Source organism: Stenotrophomonas sp. (genome assembly GCF_035634915.1).
Classification (GTDB): Bacteria; Pseudomonadota; Gammaproteobacteria; order Xanthomonadales; family Xanthomonadaceae; genus Stenotrophomonas.
The window spans coordinates 101,281-118,058 of the sequence record NZ_DASQCB010000001.1 but is presented as its reverse complement, the minus strand read 5'-3'; the positions used below and the strand labels follow the sequence as shown (position 1 = coordinate 118,058).

Genomic DNA, 16,778 nt, shown 5'->3' with positions numbered 1-16,778 from the left:
GATCGAGTGCACATTCCCAACTCATGGATGCTTCCATGCGCGCCGCCCTCTATTCCGCCTTCGGCGATCCCGCCACCGTCCTTGCCATCGCCGATGTCGCCCTGCCCGAACCCGGCCCGGGCGAAGTGCGCATCCGCACCACGCTCGCCTCGATCCACAACCACGACCTGCTGACCGTGCGCGGCCTGTACGGCTACAAGCCGACCCTGCCGGCCGTCGGCGGCAGCGAAGCCCTGGGCGTGGTCGATGCCCTCGGTGAAGGGGTTGAAGGCCTGCAGGTCGGCCAGCGCGTTGCCGCCGCTTCGGTGCATGCCACCTGGGCCGAGGCCTTCATCGCGCCGGCACGCATGGTCATCCCGATGCCCGACGCCATCGCCGACGAAACCGCGGCACAGCTGATCGCGATGCCGCTGAGCGCCCTGATGCTGCTGGAATTCCTGGAGGTGGACGCCGGCCAATGGATCGTACAGAACACGGCCAATGGCGCGGTGGGCAAGTCGCTGGCGATGCTGGCCCGTGCGCGCGGTGTCAAGGTGGCCAACCTGGTGCGCAATGCCAAGGCCGTGGCGCAGCTGCAGGCGCTGGGCATCGAGCATGTGTTCGACACCTCGCAGGACGGCTGGAAGGACCGCGTGCGCGAAGCCACCGGTGAAGCGCAGGCAGCGGCCGCCGTCGATTCCATCGGCGGCGAAGCCAGCGCCGATCTGGTCGACCTGCTCGGCGTGCACGGCACGCTGGTGTCGTTCGGCGTGATGAGTGGCGAGGCGATGCGCATCCCGGCCAGTGGCCTGATCTACAAGGAAGCCACGGTGAAGGGCTTCTGGGGCAGCAAGGTCAGCCAGGCGATGGCGGTGGAAGACAAGCGCCGCCTGGTGGGCGAACTGCTGCAGCGCGCGGCCAGCGGTGAACTCACTTTGCCAGTGGACGGCATCTTCGCGCTGGATGACGTGGCAGCGGCGGTGGCAGCGGCGGCGCAGTCCGGCCGTGGCGGCAAGGTGCTGCTGCGGGCCTGATCGCCAGAGGGTGGAGCCGAGCGTGGGCTCGGCTCCCGGCCATCACCGGCTCAGGTGCAGGAACTGCAGGTGCCGTTCGTACTGGCTGATGATGTCGTTGATGATCTGCTTGCGGCTGTAGCCCACCAGATCGTAATCCTGGCTGCCTTCGAACAGATGCACTTCCGCACGGTAATAACGCTGGTTGCGCAGCTGCTGGGCGGCGAACGACGGGGTCAGGTAGCCGCTGAGGATCACCCGGTACAGGAAGTCCTGCTGCTCGCCGTGGTTGACCGACAGTTCCATGTCACCGGCTTCAAAACGCGTGGCCACTTCCCAGCCCTGCCCGCGCAGCTGCTCGGCCACGTCTTCCATGGCCGGCTTCACGGTGTCATCCATGAAGCGGTAGACCTGGTCGCGCACCGGGAAGTGCATGGCCTGGCTCAGGCGCTGGCGCCAGCCCTGGTGGTGACGGTCGTCGCCGATCAGGGGTGAGGGCCGGAACTGCTGCGCACGCTCGCGGTGCGATTCATCGCTGAACGCTCGGGTCAGGCCCCACATCATCAACAGCAGTACCGCCGAGAACGGCAGCGAGGCCAGCACCACCGCCGACTTCAATGCATCGATACTGCCGGCCAGCAGCAGGCCGGCGGTCAGCACCGCGATGACCGTGCCCCAGAACACCCGCAGCCAGCGCGGGCCATCATCCTCGGGCGAACCGCCATGCGAGGACAGCGTGGACAGCACCACCGCGCCTGAATCGGCCGAGGTCACGAAGAAGATGAAGCTGACCATCACGGTCACCGCGATCACCCCCCTGCTCCACGGATAGCCATCGAGCAGTGCGTACAGCACCGTGGGCGGATCATCCACCGCCAGCTGTGCCAGCTGCTGCTGGCCGTGGTGCAGCACCTGGTCCAGCGCGCTGTTGCCGAAGATCGACAGCCACGCCAGGGTGAAGCCGAGCGGGATGAGCAGTACGCCGAATACGAATTCGCGGATGGTGCGGCCGCGCGAGATGCGCGCGATGAACAGGCCCACGAACGGCGCCCAGCCGATCCACCAGGCCCAGTAGAACACCGTCCAGCCACCCAGCCATTCCGGGCGGCCGCCGTAGGCGTAGACATCGAAACTCTTGCCGACCACGCTGCCCAGGTAGTCGCCCAGGTTCTGCATCAGCGTGCCGAGCAGGTACTGGGTGGGGCCGGCAAACAGCATGAACAGCACCAGCGCGATGGCCAGCAGCATGTTGATGTTGGCCATCCAGCGCACGCCCTTTTCCACGCCGGACACGGCCACGACCACGGCGGCTCCCATCATGCTGGCCACCAGCAGGATCTGCACCAGGTTGGAGTGCGGCACGTTGAACAGATGGGTCAGGCCCGCGTTGAGGTGCAGCACGCCAAAGCCCATGTCGGCACCGATGCCGAACACGGTGGCGACGATGCCCAGCGCATCCACCGTGTAACCGATGGGCCCGTTGATGCGCTTGCCGATGAGCGGGTACAGCGCCGAACGCAGCGCCAGCGGCAGGTTGTGCCGGTAGGCGAAGTAGGCCATCGCCATTGCCGCCAGCGCGAAGACGCCCCAGCCATGCAGGCCCCAGTGCAGGAACAGCAGCTGCATGGCCTGGCGCGCACCCGCCTCGCCGGCGGCCGCATCGCCCTGTGGTGGCTGCAGGTAATGGGTGAGCGGTTCGGAGACACAGAAGAAGAAGAGGGTGATGCTGATGCCAGCGGCAAACAGCATGCCGGCCCACGACAGATAGCTGAATTCCGGCTCGTCATGATCGGCCCCCAGCTTGATGCCGCCATACCTGGACAGGGCCACGCCGACCACGAACACCAGGTACAGGGTCATCGCCAGCAGGTAGTACCAACCCACGTTGAGCGCGGCCCAGTCCTGCGCTTTGACCAGCACACGCCCCGCACCAAGCGGGAACAGGCTGACGAACAGTGCGAAGGCAACGACGACGATCGCCGCGAAGGCGAAGACGGGCCGGAGGGTGCGCACCGGGGTGTGTTGAGGCTCCAGTGCTTCCATTGGCAGCCATCTCCGGTCGTTCAGGGATAAGCCTACCGATTTTCCGTGACTGGCAGTGGACACAGGATGAAGTGCCCTGTGGCGATGACAGCCCACGGACAGTGTCCCCGTGCTATCACGCGCGCGCTCAACCGCAAGAAGGGGACGGAGGGGATTAAGTCGCTTTCTGCAGCAAACCCCCAAACCAAGCCGATTGCGACTTAATCCCCTCCGTCCCCTTTTTGTGGGTCAGGCGGTGCTGAGCAGCAGCACTGCCGCCGTGACCAGGGCAATGCCGACCCAACCGATCGGACGCAGGCGGTTGCCGAACAGTAGGCGGCCGCAGGTGGCCGTACCGATCACACCGATCGCGCCCCACAAGGCGTACGCCGTCGCCAGATCGATATGGCGCACGGCCTGGCCCAGCAGCGCGAAGGCCAGCCACACCAGCACGATGGCGCCTGCGCCCCAGCGCCAGCGGCGGAAGCCATCGGAGCGGGCCACCATCATGTTGGCGGCCACATCCAGCAGGGCCGAACCGATCACGAAAAACAGCGCGGTCATGTTCATCAGTGCGCCTCCCCGAGGGTGACACAGACGATGCCGGCCACCGCCAGCATCAGGCCTGCCAGCTGCTGCAGCGACAGGTGTTCGCCAAACACCCACACGCCCACCACGGTCAGCAGGGTCAGGCCCAGGCCTTCCCAGACGGCGTAGGCCACGCCCACCGCGATGCGGCGCACCGACAGCGCCAGAAAGTAATAGGACAGCGCCAGTGCGACGGCCATCACCGCATAGCCGACCCAGCCCCCATCACGGGCGGCATGGGCCATGAACGAGGTGCCGACCACTTCGGCGAGGATCGCCACGGTCAGGCAGGCCCAGGCGACCAGTGCGCCACGGGCGGAAACAGTACGGGACATGGATGACTCCTTGTGGCCGTGCCGGGGCCGGAGGGTGGATCCACAGCGTGCGTGGATCAGCGCCGCCTGCTGCAGAGGCGATGGGCACGGCTGCAGTATCATCGCCCAATACGATTGATGAAAGATGGATACCATCGACAGGAGCGATGGAGCGATGCCCTACTCGCCCGAATCCCTACAGGCCTTCGTCGAGGCCGCCGCGCTGGGCTCGTTCTCGGCAGCCGCGCGCCGCCTGCGCAAGACCCAGTCCACTGTCAGCACCGCCATTGCCCATCTGGAGGCCGACCTGGGCGTGACGCTGTTCGACCGCAGCGGCCGCTATCCGCAGCTGACCGAGGCCGGGCGCCAGGTGCTGGGCCACGCCCAGGAGGTCCTCGCCGCCGACGCGCGCCTGCAGCAGTTGAGCACCCGCCTGGCGGCGCCAGTGGAACCGCGGTTGACGCTGGTGTTTTCCGATGTGTACCAGCTCGACCCGGCGCAGCGGGTACTGCAGCGCTTTGCCGAAACCTTCCCCGAGGTGGAACTGGAGTGGCTGGATGCCGAGGGCCACGACGTGCTGGACATCGTCGCCAGCGGCCGTGCCGATCTGGGCCTGCTGCCACGCCAGGACGGCTACCCCGATGCGCTGCTGGCGCAGCCGCTGGCGCACCACAGCGAGCTGGCGATCTACGTTGCCGCCGGGCACCCGCTGGCGCAGGCCGGCACACGCGCCGCCGCGCAGCTTGCCCGTCACCGGCAGATCCGGCTGAGCGCGTTGGCTGACCACGAACGTGCCGCCGCCGGCCCGGTCTGGACCGCCTCGGATTATCTGATGGTGATGGAAATGACCGAGGACGGCATCGGCTGGGCGGAGCTGCCGCGGGCGCTGGTGCAGCGCTACGACCGCGGTCGGCTGGTGGAACTGCGCCTGCCCGGCTGGCCACGGCGCATCCACAGCGATCTGGTGCGCCGCCGCGACAGCACACCAGGGCCGGCCGCGTTGTGGTGGGCCGAAGCGTTGGGGTGACGCGAAAAAGGGGACGGAGGGGATCAAGTCGTTTGTGGCACAAACGACTTGATCCCCTCCGTCCCCTTTTCCTATCACCCGTGGGCCAGCGCGTAATCCAGCGCCGAGCGCACCGCCGCCACCTGTGCGTCGTTGCACTGTTCCGGCGTGGCGCGCGGGCTGTCCGGGTAGACCTCGGTGGTGGTGGTGTACTTCGCACCGGTAATACCCGCGCACAGACCCAGCTTCACCAGCGGGTATTCGATGACCCCATGGGCGACCACCGGCGAACCGATGATTTCATTCTTCTCATCGGCAGGGGCGATATGGGTCACCTGCTCGACCGCGGCAATCACCGCCTGCTGGAACACCGGCTGCGGGTTCGCGCTGTCATCGACCAGGTAGAAGCCATCGGGGATCAGGCCCGGCTCGAACGGCTTGCCATCGCGCGCGGCCAGCGCCGGGCGGAACTCGCTCTCGTCGCTGTCGGTGGTCTCGTGCAGGTCGATGTGCAGCACAAACTGGCCCTGGTACGGGGCGATCAGCTCGATCACTGCCGTCGACTCACGGGCCGGGCCACCGGCACGGAAGTTGCGGTTCGGGTCGATCGCATCGTAATTCCAGCGATTGATGCGCTCGAAACCCCAGGGGTTCACGCACGGCGCCACCAGCAGGTTGGCCTTGCCAGCGTAGTCGGCCGCGTGCTGTTCGAGGAAATCCAGCGCACCCATCACGCCGCTGGTTTCATAGCCGTGCACGCCGCCGGTCACCAGCGCCGCCGGCAGTGCCGGGTTCCAGTCGCGGCTGCGCAGCGCGTACAGGGTGTAGGTCTCGCCGGCGTAGTCGAGCTGGCCATAAGCCACCTTGTCGAAGCGGTCGGCCAGGGCGTCGATGCGCGGCAGCACTTCCTCGTCATAGCGGCGCAGGCGCTGCTGGCGGCCGCGCCACTGCTCCCGTTCCGCCGTGCCCCACGGCTGGCCAGGGGTTCCGACGGGGTAGAAAGAGGCAGTGGACATGGCAGATCTCGGCAGTCAGGAAGCAATCGGCAACTTTAGCACCGCCCTCCTGGGCCGTTCATGCGCAACCCTCCAAAGGTGCATTCCAATGGAGAATGGAATCAGCAATAATTCTCATTTACCACCCTTCCGCGCCCGCCTCCATGTCCTTCCGAATCCTGCCCCCGGCCCGCCTGCCCCTGGCCGCCGCCCTCACCCTGTGCCTGTCCGCCACTGCCTTCGCGCAGGACAGCGCCACCACGCTGGACAGCATCCAGGTGTCCGGCAGCTGGCTGGGCACCGGCCTGCACGACAGCGTGAAGAGCTTTGCCGGCGCGCGCACCGTGGTCGACCGCCAGCGCATCGACGCCAGTGGCGCGGCCAGCATCGGCGATGCCATGCGCCGCATCCCGGGCGTGCAGGTCACCGACAACTCGGGCACCGCCGGCAGCTCGGTGTCGTTGAACATCGGCGTGCGCGGCCTGACCGGGCGTTACTCGCCCCGCTCGACCGTGCTGCTCGATGGCGTGCCCCTGGCGGTGGCGCCGTATGGCCAGCCGCAGCTGTCATTCGCCCCGACCAGCCTGTCCAACATCGAGTCCATCGACGTGGTGCGTGGCGGCGGCGCGGTGCGCTACGGGCCGCAGAACGTCGGCGGCATCATCAATTTCAGCACGCGCGCCATTCCCACCGAAGCCGGGCTGCATGGCGAAGCCGGCGTGCGCTACAGCGCCAACGACCACGGCGGGGGTGACAGCACCCAGTACAACGCCTTCCTCGGCGGAACCGCCGACAACGGCCTGGGCATGGCCCTGCTGTACTCCGGCCAGGACGGCCGCGGCTGGCGCCAGGGCAGCGACGACCGCTTCGACGACCTGGCCATGAAGTTTGCCTATGCCATCGACGAACAGCAGGAGCTGCGCGCCAAGCTGTCCTACTACGATGTGCGCTCGCTGACCCCGGGCGGCCTGACCCGCGCGCAGTACGAGGCCGATCCGTTCCAGAACACGCGCCCCACCGATTTCTGGAAGGGCCACCGCACCGGCATCGACCTGGGCTACACCAACACCCTGTCGGCCGACAGCGAGTTCGAGGTGCTGGCCTATTACAACGAGAGCAACCGCGCCAGCTCGCTGATCAACGCCGCCAACACCCAGCTGACCGTGCAGCCGCGCGACTACCGCGTGCTGGGCATCGAGCCGCGCTACACCCAGCGCCTGCGCTGGGGCAGCACCGTCCATGACATCACCGCCGGCTACCGCTTCCTGCGCGAGCGCGGCAACGACCGCAGCTACACCGTGGTGCGCCGCACCGGCGTGGAAAGCGCGATCACCCGCTTCGACAACGCCACCGACGCGCACGCGTTCTACGTGGACGACCGCATCGCCGTTGGCCAGTGGCGGATCACCCCGGGCGTGCGCATGGAGTGGATCGACATGGACCGCCGCCAGGCAGGCGGCACCGCGACCTTCAGCAGCCGCAACGACAAGGCGCTGCCGTCGATCAACATCGCCTACCTGCTGACCCCGCAGCTGACCGTGTTCGGCAACTACACCACCTCGTTCGGGCCGGTGCAGAACATCCAGCTGAACTCGCAGACCGCCAGCAACCCGCTGAACCCGGAAGTGGCAAAAACCACCGAACTGGGTGCGCGCTGGCAGGACGGCGCCCTGCGCGCGGAAGTGACCGTGTTCAAGATGCGCTTCGACAACCAGATCCAGCAGGTGCCGGGCATCACCCCGCCGACCTTCCAGAACATCGGCGCCACCGACCACAAGGGCGTGGAAAGCGCGGTGGAATATCGCTTCGCCGAGGACAGCGCACTGGCCGGGCTGGAGCTGTACGCCAACTACACCTGGACCAAGGCGATCCAGCAGTCCGGCGATAACCGCGGCCTGGACGTGCCGTTCTACTCGCGTGACACCGACAGCATCGGCGCCCGCTACGCCATTGCCGCCTGGACCTTCAACGTCTCCTGCACGCACCAGAGCGGCCAGTTCTCCGATGCCGCCAACACCTGGGCCGAAAGCGCCGACGCCCGCGTGGGCCGGGTGCCGGGCGTACGCCTGTTGAACGCGCAGGTGGCCTGGCAGGTACCGGGCCTGGGCGACAGCGAGATTGCCGTGGGCGTCAACAACCTGGCCGACAAGCGCTGGTACACCCGCAATGTGGATGGCAATGCCGGACGCATGGTCGCCGCGCCGCGCACCTTCTACGTGCAGGGCCGCTACCGCTTCTGAGGCGGTAAACGCCCGATGCGGTGACGGCAGCGATCACGGTGGCGGCGTATCATGCCGCCACCATGTCCTCCCACGCTTCGCCATCACGCCTGCATCTGGCGTTCCAGGGCCTGCGCCTGCGCCTGCGCGGCAGTGACCTGTGGTTCATCGCCCTGGCCCTGGTGGTCGGCCTGATCGCTGGCGGCCTGACCCTGCTGCAATCAGGCCTTGCCCGCTGGCTGCAGGGCGCGCTGTACGGTCTGGACGAGGGCATGCGCCTGAGTTCCCTGCCCTCGCTGCCGTGGACCGCGCTGCTGGTGCTGCCACTGGGCGGCCTGCTGGTCGGTCTGGTCGCCCTGGCCGCCACCCGCCTCAAGCGCCCGCTGCTCGATGCCGTGGAGGCCAATGCCCTGCACGGCGGCCGCATGTCGATGCGTGACAACCTGATCGTGCTGACCCAGACCCTGGTCTCCAACGGCTGCGGCGCCTCGGTGGGCCTGGAGGCGTCGTACACGCAGATGGGCGCTGGCAGCGGCTCGCAGCTGGGCCGGGTGATGCGCCTGCGCCGCAACGACGTGCGCATCCTGGTCGGTGCCGGTGCGGCCGGTGCCATTGCCGCCGCCTTCGGTGCGCCGCTGGCCGGTGCGTTCTATGCGTTCGAGATCGTCATCGGTGCCTACACTCCGGCCGCGCTGGCACCCGTGGCGGTGGCCGCGCTGGCCGGTGCGTTCGTGGCCGACCAGGCCGGCATCGATGCCTACCTGCTGCCGGCCGCCGCCACCATCGACGTGCGCGCCGCCGACTACGCCATCTACGGCCTGCTCGGCTGCTGCTGCGCCATGGTCGGCATCCTGGTGATGCGCCTGATCGCCTCGATCGAAGGCACGGTAAAGCGCAGCCCGCTGCCGCTGTGGGGCCGGCCGGTACTGGGCGGCCTGCTGCTGATTCCGCTGGCGATGGCCAGCCCGCAGGTGCTGTCCTCCGGCCACGGCGCCCTGCACCTGGACCTGACCACCCACCTGCCGCTGATCTGGATCGGTGCCCTGCTGACCCTCAAATGCCTGGCCTCGGGCATCTCGCTGGGCTTCGGCTTCCGCGGCGGCCTGTTCTTCGCCTCGCTGTTCATGGGCACCCTGGTGGGCGCGCTGTTTGCCGGCCTGCTGACCCTGGCCACCGGCGTACCGGTCATCGATGCCACCTCGGCCGCGTTGGCCGGCATGGCCGCGCTGGCCGCTGCCGTGGTCGGCGCACCGATGACCATGGCCATGCTGGTGCTGGAAGGTACCCACGACTTCCTGCTGACCAGCGTGGTGATGAGCGCGGTGCTGGTGTCCAGCACGCTGGTGCGGCAGTGGTTCGGCTATTCGTTCTCGACCTGGCGCATGCACCTGCGCGGGGAAACCATCAAGAGCGCCCGCGACGTGGGCTGGGTGCAGAACCTCAATGCCGGGCGGATGATGCGCAAGGGCGTGGCCACTGCGCCGGCCGACCTGGATACGGCCAGCTTCCGCCAGCGCTTCCCGCTGGGTTCCGGCGGCCGCGTCATCCTGGTCGACAGCGAAGGCCACTACGCCGGCATCGTGCAGATCCCGCGCCTGTTCGGCGATGGGGTCAAGGCGGATGCCGTGGTCGGTGATTTCGCCGAGAACCGTGACGTGGCCCTGTCGGCCAGCGCCAACGTGGTCACCGTGATGCAGCGCTTCGACCAGACCCAGGCCGACGAACTGGCGGTGGTCTCCAGCGATGGCCAGGTGCTGGGCGTGGTGTCCGAGGCCTTCGTGCGCAAACGCTATGCCGAGGAACTGGACAAGCGCCAGCGCGAGTTGATGGGCGAACGGGTCGAAGACAGCGATTGAGCACCATCCACGCATGGCGTGGATCCAAGCCATCCACGCATGGCGTGGATCTACTGTCACCTGGGAGGGTTAGACTCGGGCGATGCGTTTCATCGACACTTTCCAGCCCGGCCCTTTCGCCGACACCGTGGTCAGCCTGCTGGCTGCTTTCATACTGGGCACGCTGATCGGCGCCGAGCGCCAGTACCGGCAACGCACTGCGGGCCTGCGCACCAACGTGCTGGTGGCGGTGGGCGCGGCAGCCTTTGTCGACCTGGGCATGCGCATCGCCGGCAGCGCTGAGGCGGTACGGGTGATTTCCTATGTCGTTTCCGGCGTGGGCTTCCTCGGCGCCGGCGTCATCATGAAAGAAGGCATGAACGTGCGCGGGCTGAACACTGCCGCCACCCTGTGGTGTTCGGCAGCGGTGGGCAGCTGTACCGGTGCGGACATGCTGGCCGAGGGCGTGCTGCTGGCGGTGCTGGTGATTGCCGGCAACACCCTGCTGCGGCCGCTGGTGAACGCGATCAACCGGATCCCGATCAACGAAACCGCCAGCGAGGCGACCTACGAGGTGCGCCTGAGCGTGGACGCCGAGGCCGTGCCGCGGGTGCGCGAACGCCTGGTCGATACGCTGGAGGCCGCACAGTACCCGGTGGGCGACGTGCAGCTGGTCGAGCATGCCGACGCGCCGACCGATGTGATCGCCGTACTGGTCAGCACCGCCGTCAGCGCCGAGGAACTGGACCTGGTGCTGGCGCGCATGGAGCAGGTGCCGGGCGTGCTGCACGCCACTTGGGAAGTCAGCACCCGCGACTGAAAAAAGGGGACGGAGGGGATCAAGTCGTTTGTGGCACAAACGACTTGATCCCCTCCGTCCCCTTTCTTTACAGGGCCTCGCCGGCGTCGGCCAGGCGCGATTCGATCAGCGCATGCCACTGCTGCAACGTGTCGATCAGCATGTCCATCTCCGCATCGGCGCGTTGCGCCCGGCCGCTGCGCAGGCAGGCCTGGGCATCCTGCAGCTGGGTGAGGAAGCCGGCCACGGTGTCGGCCTGCAGGATCAGCCCCGGCAGGCGCCGGCCGGGAATGCGCACCACCGAGTGGTTGCCGAGCGGGCCATACACGCTGAGTGTGGTTTCCGTCTTCATGGACAAGGGCAGCAATTGAGCATTCATCGTGTGCACCGTTGAAGAACCTGGTCTGCCGGCAGGCGTGGAAAACGGGGGAGACGTTGCCACGGCCTGCCGGCCGACCAGGGGGGACGCGGGCGCCGGTCTGTGCCGGCGGGGAAGACATCAACGTGGATGGGCGACGCCGGCAATCTGCACGCGACGGTTGGGCGCCAGGCAGGCGATCAGCTCGCGCCGGTTGCCCTGCCCGCACTGCACCAACGGCTCGGCCGCACCGCGGCCTTCGGCGCTGATGCTGGCGGCCGGCACCCCGCCCTGCACCAGTGCCTGGCGCACTGCTTCGGCGCGGCGCTGCGACAGCTGCTGGTTGTAGCTGGCACTGCCGATGCGGTCGGTGTAGCCCACCACCTGGATTGATTGCACCTGGCTGGCTTCGCGTACCTGCGCCAGCACGCCCTGCACCGCCTGCTGGCCTTCGACGCTGAGCGACGCGCTGTCGAAGCCGAACAGAGCATCGGCCGAGAGCCGCAGCGGCTGTTCCGGCAGCGGGGCCGGTGCCGGCGGCGGCGGAGGCCGCGGCGGATCCAGCACCGCCGCGCACGACGCCGGCTTCCAGTAGCCACCCTGGGCGATACCCTTGCTGTCAAACCGCACCTGGAACTGGCAGGTGAAGTACTCGGCACCCTGCGCGGTGCGGAAGTTGAACAGGTAGTTCCACTCGCGCACGCCCCACATCCCTTCATTGAAATGCGGCGTGCCCAGCAGGGTGTACAGCTGGCGCTTGCTCATGCCCGGCGCGAAGCGGCGCAGGTCGGCGACGTCGGGGTAGACCCCTTCCTTCAGCGAGGCGCGCGAGGCCTCGGGGAAAGCGACGGTGGTGGCTTCGGCCGGGCCCTCGGCCGCAGGTGCATGGCTGCGGCAGGCCGCGAGCAGGCCTGCGGCCAGGACCAGTGCGGCGGCATTGCGTCCGGTGCGCGCGATGGATTGAACGTTCATGTCATTCCCCCTGTAACGAGGCCGGCGTTATGGCCTGCGGAGCCGGGCGACAGGTGCCGCCCGGCCATGCGGATCACCACTGGATGCCGGCACCCACCGCCACACCCGCTTCGCCGCGGGTATTGGTGGAACCACTGAACTTGTAGATCCAGCGGCCGCCTTCGGAGACACCGGAGATGCCCACGGCCATGCCCGATTCGCCGTTGTAGCTGCCCGCCGCGAACGAGGCCATGTTGCGCCCGGCCTCGCTCGGCTGCGGCAGTGCGGCGGTGGCCATGGCCGAGGCGATACCGGCCGAGGCGCGGTTGTCGGTCCTGCGCAGGTCGCGCTCGAAGCCGCCCATGCGCTCGTCGGTGTAGGCCTTGGACCAGTCCAGGGTCTGCGCCATGCCAGAGCGCAGCTGGTCGACGTTGACCGCATCGGTGCCGGCCGTACCGGCGGCGACGTTGCGCACCGTGGTCGGTCCGCTGGTGGTGCTGCCCAGGGTCACGCTGTTGTAGTTCGTATCGCCGTTGGTGGTGGAGTCGTAGCGCAGCGTGCCCTGCTGCGATGCCTGCAGCTGGCGCACGTTGACCGCATCGGTCGCCTGGGTGCCATCGGCCACGTTGACCACCTGCCGCTCGGCACCGGCGGCACCGACCGACACGGTATTGGCGCGGCTGGCCACCGAGCCCGCGCCCAAGGCCACCGAATTGTCGGCCTGGGCCTGTGCACCGTTGCCCAACGCGGTCGAGCTGGCGCCGGCGGCAGTAGAACCCGCACCGCCGGCCGCGGAGTTGGTGCCGGTGGCGGCCGGATCGGCCAGGTTGTTGCTGTTGTTGGCGCGGAAACTGCCGGCCACGTTGGTGATGTTCTGGATCTTCTGGTCGGTGTAGGCCTTGGACTGGTCGATGGCGTAGTTCACACCATTGTTCAACTGGCCCACATTGGTGGCGTCGTGGTCGTCCGAGCCATCGGCGACGTTGGTGATCTTGCGCTCGGCGCCGCTGCTGCCCACCGACACTTCACCGGCCGAGTTGCTGGCCCCGGCCGCGCCATAGGCACCGGTGTAGCCGGTCTGGGCACCCACGCTGGCAACCGAGCCGCTGCCCAGGGCCACGCTGTTGTCGGCACTGGCGCTGGCACCGTTGCCGACCGCCACGCTGGCCGCACCGGCCGCACTGGCCTGCGGGCCCACCGCCACCGCTTCGGCACCCGCTGCAGTGGCCGCTGCAGCGGTGGAATTGACGGCCAGGTACGGGCTGGCGCTGCCGTTGAGGATGCGCTGGTTGAGCGTGCGCAGCGATCCATCGACGGCGGAGAACGCTGCGGTGACGTTGCTGTAATCGTTGAGCGTGATGCTGCCATCGGTGGCGATGCTGGAAATGCTGAAGGACGGCGCGGTCCAGAGTGAGGTGCTGCCATCGTAGGTCGTGTTGCCACCGAAGTAGCTGGCAAGCGTGGCATGGGTGGCGAACAGCTGGTCGCCGGTGATGGCATCGCTGCTGCCGGCCAGGATGCTGCCGGCCGCGACATTGGTCAGCTTCACCGGTGCACCGCCGGTGCCGCTGAGGGTGACCGAATCCATCATGTTGCCGCTCCCGTCCACGTCGTACTTCACTGCGCGCTGGTCAAGTTCATCGGTCTGGTCGGCTACGTTGGCCAGCGAGGTACTGACCGCGTCGAAGGCGCTGCCCACATCGTTGTAGCTGCCCTGGGTGACGGTGCCGTTGGCGGCCACGTTGTTGATGGTGTAGGTGGGCGCGGAGACCACGCCGTTGCCATCCACGGTCGCGCCACCGCCGAGGTGGGTGGCCACGGTCTGGTTGGCGGCGAACAGCTGGGCGCCATTGATGGCCTCGCTGCTGGCGGCGCTGACTTCTCCGGGACCCAGGTTGCGCAGCGTGGTGGCGGTGCCGCCTTGCCCCAGCGTTGCGCTGGCGTAGTTGACGCTGCCATCGGCGTTGGCGTCGTAGCGCAGCGCGCCCTCTTCCGAGGCCTGCAGCTGGGCCAGGTTGACCGCATCGGTCGCTTCGGTGGCAGCCGCCACGTGGGTGATCTGCCGTTCCGCACCCGCAGCACCGACGGACACGCTGCTGTCGCGCTCGGCGATGCTGTTGGCACCCACCGCGATGCTGTTGGCGGCGGTGGCCTGTGCATTGCTGCCCACGGCGATGGAGTCGGCGCCGGTGGCCAGCGCCTCCAGGCCAGTGGAGTTGACCCGCAGGTACCGGGTACCGCCATTGCGGATGTCGTTGATCTGCGTGTTGAGGTTGACCAGCGAACCATCGACCGCGTCGAACGCATCGGTGGCGTTCTCATACACGCCCTGCGCGAGGGCGCCGTCGCTGGAAATGGTGCTGATTTCGAAAAGCGGTGCAGTGAAGGCCCCGGTGGTCACGTCGAAGGCCGTGCGGCCGCCGAAGAAGCGGGCGATCGCATCATTGCTGGTGTACAGCTGGCTTCCATTCACTGCTTCGGTGCTGGTGGCGCTGAGTGCACCTGCGGTGAGATTGGCCAGGGTGGTGGTGCCCGTTCCCCCACCCAGGGTGACCCGGCGGTAATCCGGGTTGCCGAGTTCGTCCAGGTCGTAGGTGACGGCGACGTCGCCCAGCGCATCGATCTGGCTGATGGCGCCCTGCAGCTGGGCGACGTTGACCGCATCGGTGCCGGCGCTGCCAGCGGCCAGGTTGGTGATCTGCCGCTCGCCACCGTTGGCGGTGCCGACGGAGACCTCACCGGCCGACACCTGTGGCGCGGCCAGGCCGAACGCGCTGTAGCTGGCCTGCGCGCCGCGCAGCGCTGCCGAGCGATAGCCCAGCGCGACCGAGTTGGCCTGGTTGGAGGTGGCCTCGGCGCCGAGCAGGGTCTGCCCGTTGGCGGTGCCCACGGCACTGTCGCCGACGATCACCGAGTGGCCCATGCGGGCGGCGTAATCAGCAGTGGGCACGCCCGTTGGGTTGGTCGCATTGTTGATACCGTCGCCCGGGAAGGCGACGTTGGCATCCACCTGCGGCAGTTCATGGCGGGCATTGGCGCCGATCACCACTTCCTTGGACCCGTTGGCGTAGGCGCCATCGCCCATCAGTACCTGGTAGTCCTGGGCGGCGTTGACTGCCCAGCAGGAAATGTCGGCCACGCCGAGGACGTTGAGGCATTTGGCCGCCCATTCCGGCGAATCCTTCGGCAGCAGCAGGCCGAGCAGGCCGCCAGGGTTGCCGTTGTTGATGTTGTAGATGTAGCTGTCCGAGGTGACGCCGCCGATCAGGGTGAGATGGGAGCTGCCGCCCGTGGTTGCACCGCCGAGGGCGCTGAGCAGGCCGCCGACCGGCGTGGCATTGACCGTCGGCAGGCCCAGCACGTTCACCGTCGAATAGGTCTGCATGACGTTGGCCGTGCTGACCTTCGTATTGCCGTTGGAAAGATAGCCGGTCCCACCGAACAGGCTGTCGGTGGTCGGGCCGATGAGCGCACTGACGCCGCCGACCAGGCCACCGGTGCCGACGATGAGCCCGGAATTGGGGTCGGCAGCAGCCGGTGCCTTGGGGCTGTTTGCCGGAATCGGCGACGGCTGGGTCAGGCCCAGGCCACCCAGGGTGTTGCCGAGCAGACCGCCGACGGCGCCGCCCAGGTTGTTGACCGTGCCGTTGAGATCACCCGTGACCAGGCTGCCGACCGCATTGCCGACACCGTCCAGCGCACTGCCCACGCCCGTGAGCAGCCCACCCAGCCCCAGCGAGGAGGTCTGCGCGTTCACCGCCGTGGTACCGGCCAGTTTCAGGTTGCGGTCGGCCACCACCTCCTGGCCGTCCACGCCCAGCACACGCACCTTGCCGGCCACGCTGCCGTCGATCCCGGCGGTCAGCGCACTATCCTCGGTGTCGCCCGGCAGCTCTTCCCTGGCCGGCAGCGTGGCCGATGCCTCGGCCGCCACCTGGCCCTGCCCTTCAATGGCGTGGCCGGCCAGTGCCAGCTTCGCATCGACCTGGCTGTCGACCGCGGTCTTCAGCCCCGACAGCGACGTGGCCGGGGTCGCGGCGACGTTCGCAGCGACGTTGGCCCTGGTGTCGACACTGGCTGCATCGGTGCCCGCGATGCCAACCTGCGCGCTGGCCGCCGCGTTGCCGGCCAGCGCCAACGGTGCCTGTGCCTGCGGTGCCAGCTGCGCGCCCAACTCGAGGTCGGTGTGGGTGCTGCTGCCCAGCCCGACCGACGCGCGCACATCGGCGGCGACGGCCGGTGCGGCCACCTGCTGCGGTCGGTTGCCCGCGCCCAGCGAAACCTTGACCGTCGCCGGCAGCACATCGCGCACAACCGGCAGGCCGGTTGTGCTCAACTGCAGGCCAATGCGCGCATCGGTGCTGATGGCCGGGCTGGTCTGCGCCTGGCGCGCCGCAGCGGCGAGCGCGACTTCGGCATCGATCTTCACCGGCATGGCCTGGGTGTATTTGGCCGCCAGCGCCTGCAGGTCACGCAGTGACTGGTTGGCTTCGTCGGCAGAGGCCGTGCCGCTTGCCAGCGCACACAGCAGCGCCAGTGACAGAGCGGTGGGGGTCAGCAGGACGGTGCGCGGGTCGCGCGGGGCGGTACCGCCACTATCGCCGGTGGCCAGTTCGGAGGCCACGACCAAGGCATTGAGCTGGCGGTTCCAGACGCGCCGGTAGATGCGGTTCATGTGCATTTCCCCTGTAGGCATACA

General features: G+C 68.1%; 12 protein-coding genes. 5 read left to right on the top strand and 7 right to left on the bottom strand.

The features are described from left to right. Nucleotides 1-35: 35 nt before the first annotated feature. Nucleotides 36-1,013: a zinc-binding dehydrogenase gene (locus VER16_RS00530; protein WP_324804918.1), complete on the top strand. Its 978-nt coding sequence runs from the start codon at nt 36-38 to the stop codon at nt 1,011-1,013. A gap of 42 nt (nt 1,014-1,055) precedes the next feature. Here VER16_RS00530 and betT read toward each other — a convergent pair whose 3' ends face one another. The 3 genes from betT to VER16_RS00515 all read right to left on the bottom strand — a co-directional run bounded on the left by betT (nt 1,056) and on the right by VER16_RS00515 (nt 3,937). Then, nucleotides 1,056-3,035, bottom strand: a complete 1,980-nt coding sequence (gene betT, locus VER16_RS00525; RefSeq protein ID WP_324804917.1) for a choline BCCT transporter BetT — start codon at nt 3,033-3,035, stop codon at nt 1,056-1,058. 228 nt (nt 3,036-3,263) lie between these two features. After that, complete coding sequence (locus tag VER16_RS00520; RefSeq protein ID WP_324804916.1) at nt 3,264-3,584, bottom strand: multidrug efflux SMR transporter; 321 nt, start codon at nt 3,582-3,584, stop codon at nt 3,264-3,266. Further along, nucleotides 3,584-3,937 (bottom strand): DMT family transporter, encoded by a 354-nt coding sequence (locus tag VER16_RS00515; RefSeq protein ID WP_324804915.1) that lies wholly within the window; start codon nt 3,935-3,937, stop codon nt 3,584-3,586. The genes VER16_RS00520 and VER16_RS00515 overlap by 1 nt, the downstream gene beginning before the upstream one ends. Nucleotides 3,938-4,091: 154 nt before the next feature. On the opposite strand from VER16_RS00515, the gene VER16_RS00510 reads away from it, so the two are divergent. After that, nucleotides 4,092-4,943: a LysR family transcriptional regulator gene (locus VER16_RS00510; protein WP_324804914.1), complete on the top strand. Its 852-nt coding sequence runs from the start codon at nt 4,092-4,094 to the stop codon at nt 4,941-4,943. A 74-nt stretch (nt 4,944-5,017) separates the two neighbouring features. Here VER16_RS00510 and VER16_RS00505 read toward each other — a convergent pair whose 3' ends face one another. Continuing rightward, nucleotides 5,018-5,938 (bottom strand): M14 family metallocarboxypeptidase, encoded by a 921-nt coding sequence (locus VER16_RS00505; protein WP_324804913.1) that lies wholly within the window; start codon nt 5,936-5,938, stop codon nt 5,018-5,020. A 143-nt stretch (nt 5,939-6,081) separates the two neighbouring features. Between VER16_RS00505 and VER16_RS00500 the strand changes: the two genes are divergently transcribed. The 3 genes from VER16_RS00500 to VER16_RS00490 all read left to right on the top strand — a co-directional run bounded on the left by VER16_RS00500 (nt 6,082) and on the right by VER16_RS00490 (nt 10,791). Beyond that, on the top strand, nt 6,082-8,157 hold the full coding sequence (locus VER16_RS00500; protein WP_324804912.1) for a TonB-dependent siderophore receptor: 2,076 nt from the start codon (nt 6,082-6,084) through the stop codon (nt 8,155-8,157). A gap of 62 nt (nt 8,158-8,219) precedes the next feature. Beyond that, nucleotides 8,220-9,992, top strand: coding sequence for a chloride channel protein (locus VER16_RS00495; RefSeq protein WP_324804911.1), 1,773 nt, complete (start codon nt 8,220-8,222; stop codon nt 9,990-9,992). An 82-nt stretch (nt 9,993-10,074) separates the two neighbouring features. Further along, nucleotides 10,075-10,791 (top strand): MgtC/SapB family protein, encoded by a 717-nt coding sequence (locus VER16_RS00490; RefSeq protein ID WP_324804910.1) that lies wholly within the window; start codon nt 10,075-10,077, stop codon nt 10,789-10,791. A gap of 67 nt (nt 10,792-10,858) precedes the next feature. Here VER16_RS00490 and VER16_RS00485 read toward each other — a convergent pair whose 3' ends face one another. The 3 genes from VER16_RS00485 to VER16_RS00475 all read right to left on the bottom strand — a co-directional run bounded on the left by VER16_RS00485 (nt 10,859) and on the right by VER16_RS00475 (nt 16,754). Continuing rightward, nucleotides 10,859-11,149 (bottom strand): DUF6959 family protein, encoded by a 291-nt coding sequence (locus VER16_RS00485; protein WP_324804909.1) that lies wholly within the window; start codon nt 11,147-11,149, stop codon nt 10,859-10,861. 120 nt (nt 11,150-11,269) lie between these two features. After that, a complete protein-coding gene (locus tag VER16_RS00480) occupies nt 11,270-12,100 on the bottom strand; it encodes an OmpA family protein (RefSeq protein ID WP_324804908.1) in 831 nt (276 codons plus the stop codon). A gap of 73 nt (nt 12,101-12,173) precedes the next feature. Beyond that, nucleotides 12,174-16,754: a YadA-like family protein gene (locus tag VER16_RS00475; protein WP_324804907.1), complete on the bottom strand. Its 4,581-nt coding sequence runs from the start codon at nt 16,752-16,754 to the stop codon at nt 12,174-12,176. Nucleotides 16,755-16,778 lie beyond the last annotated feature (24 nt).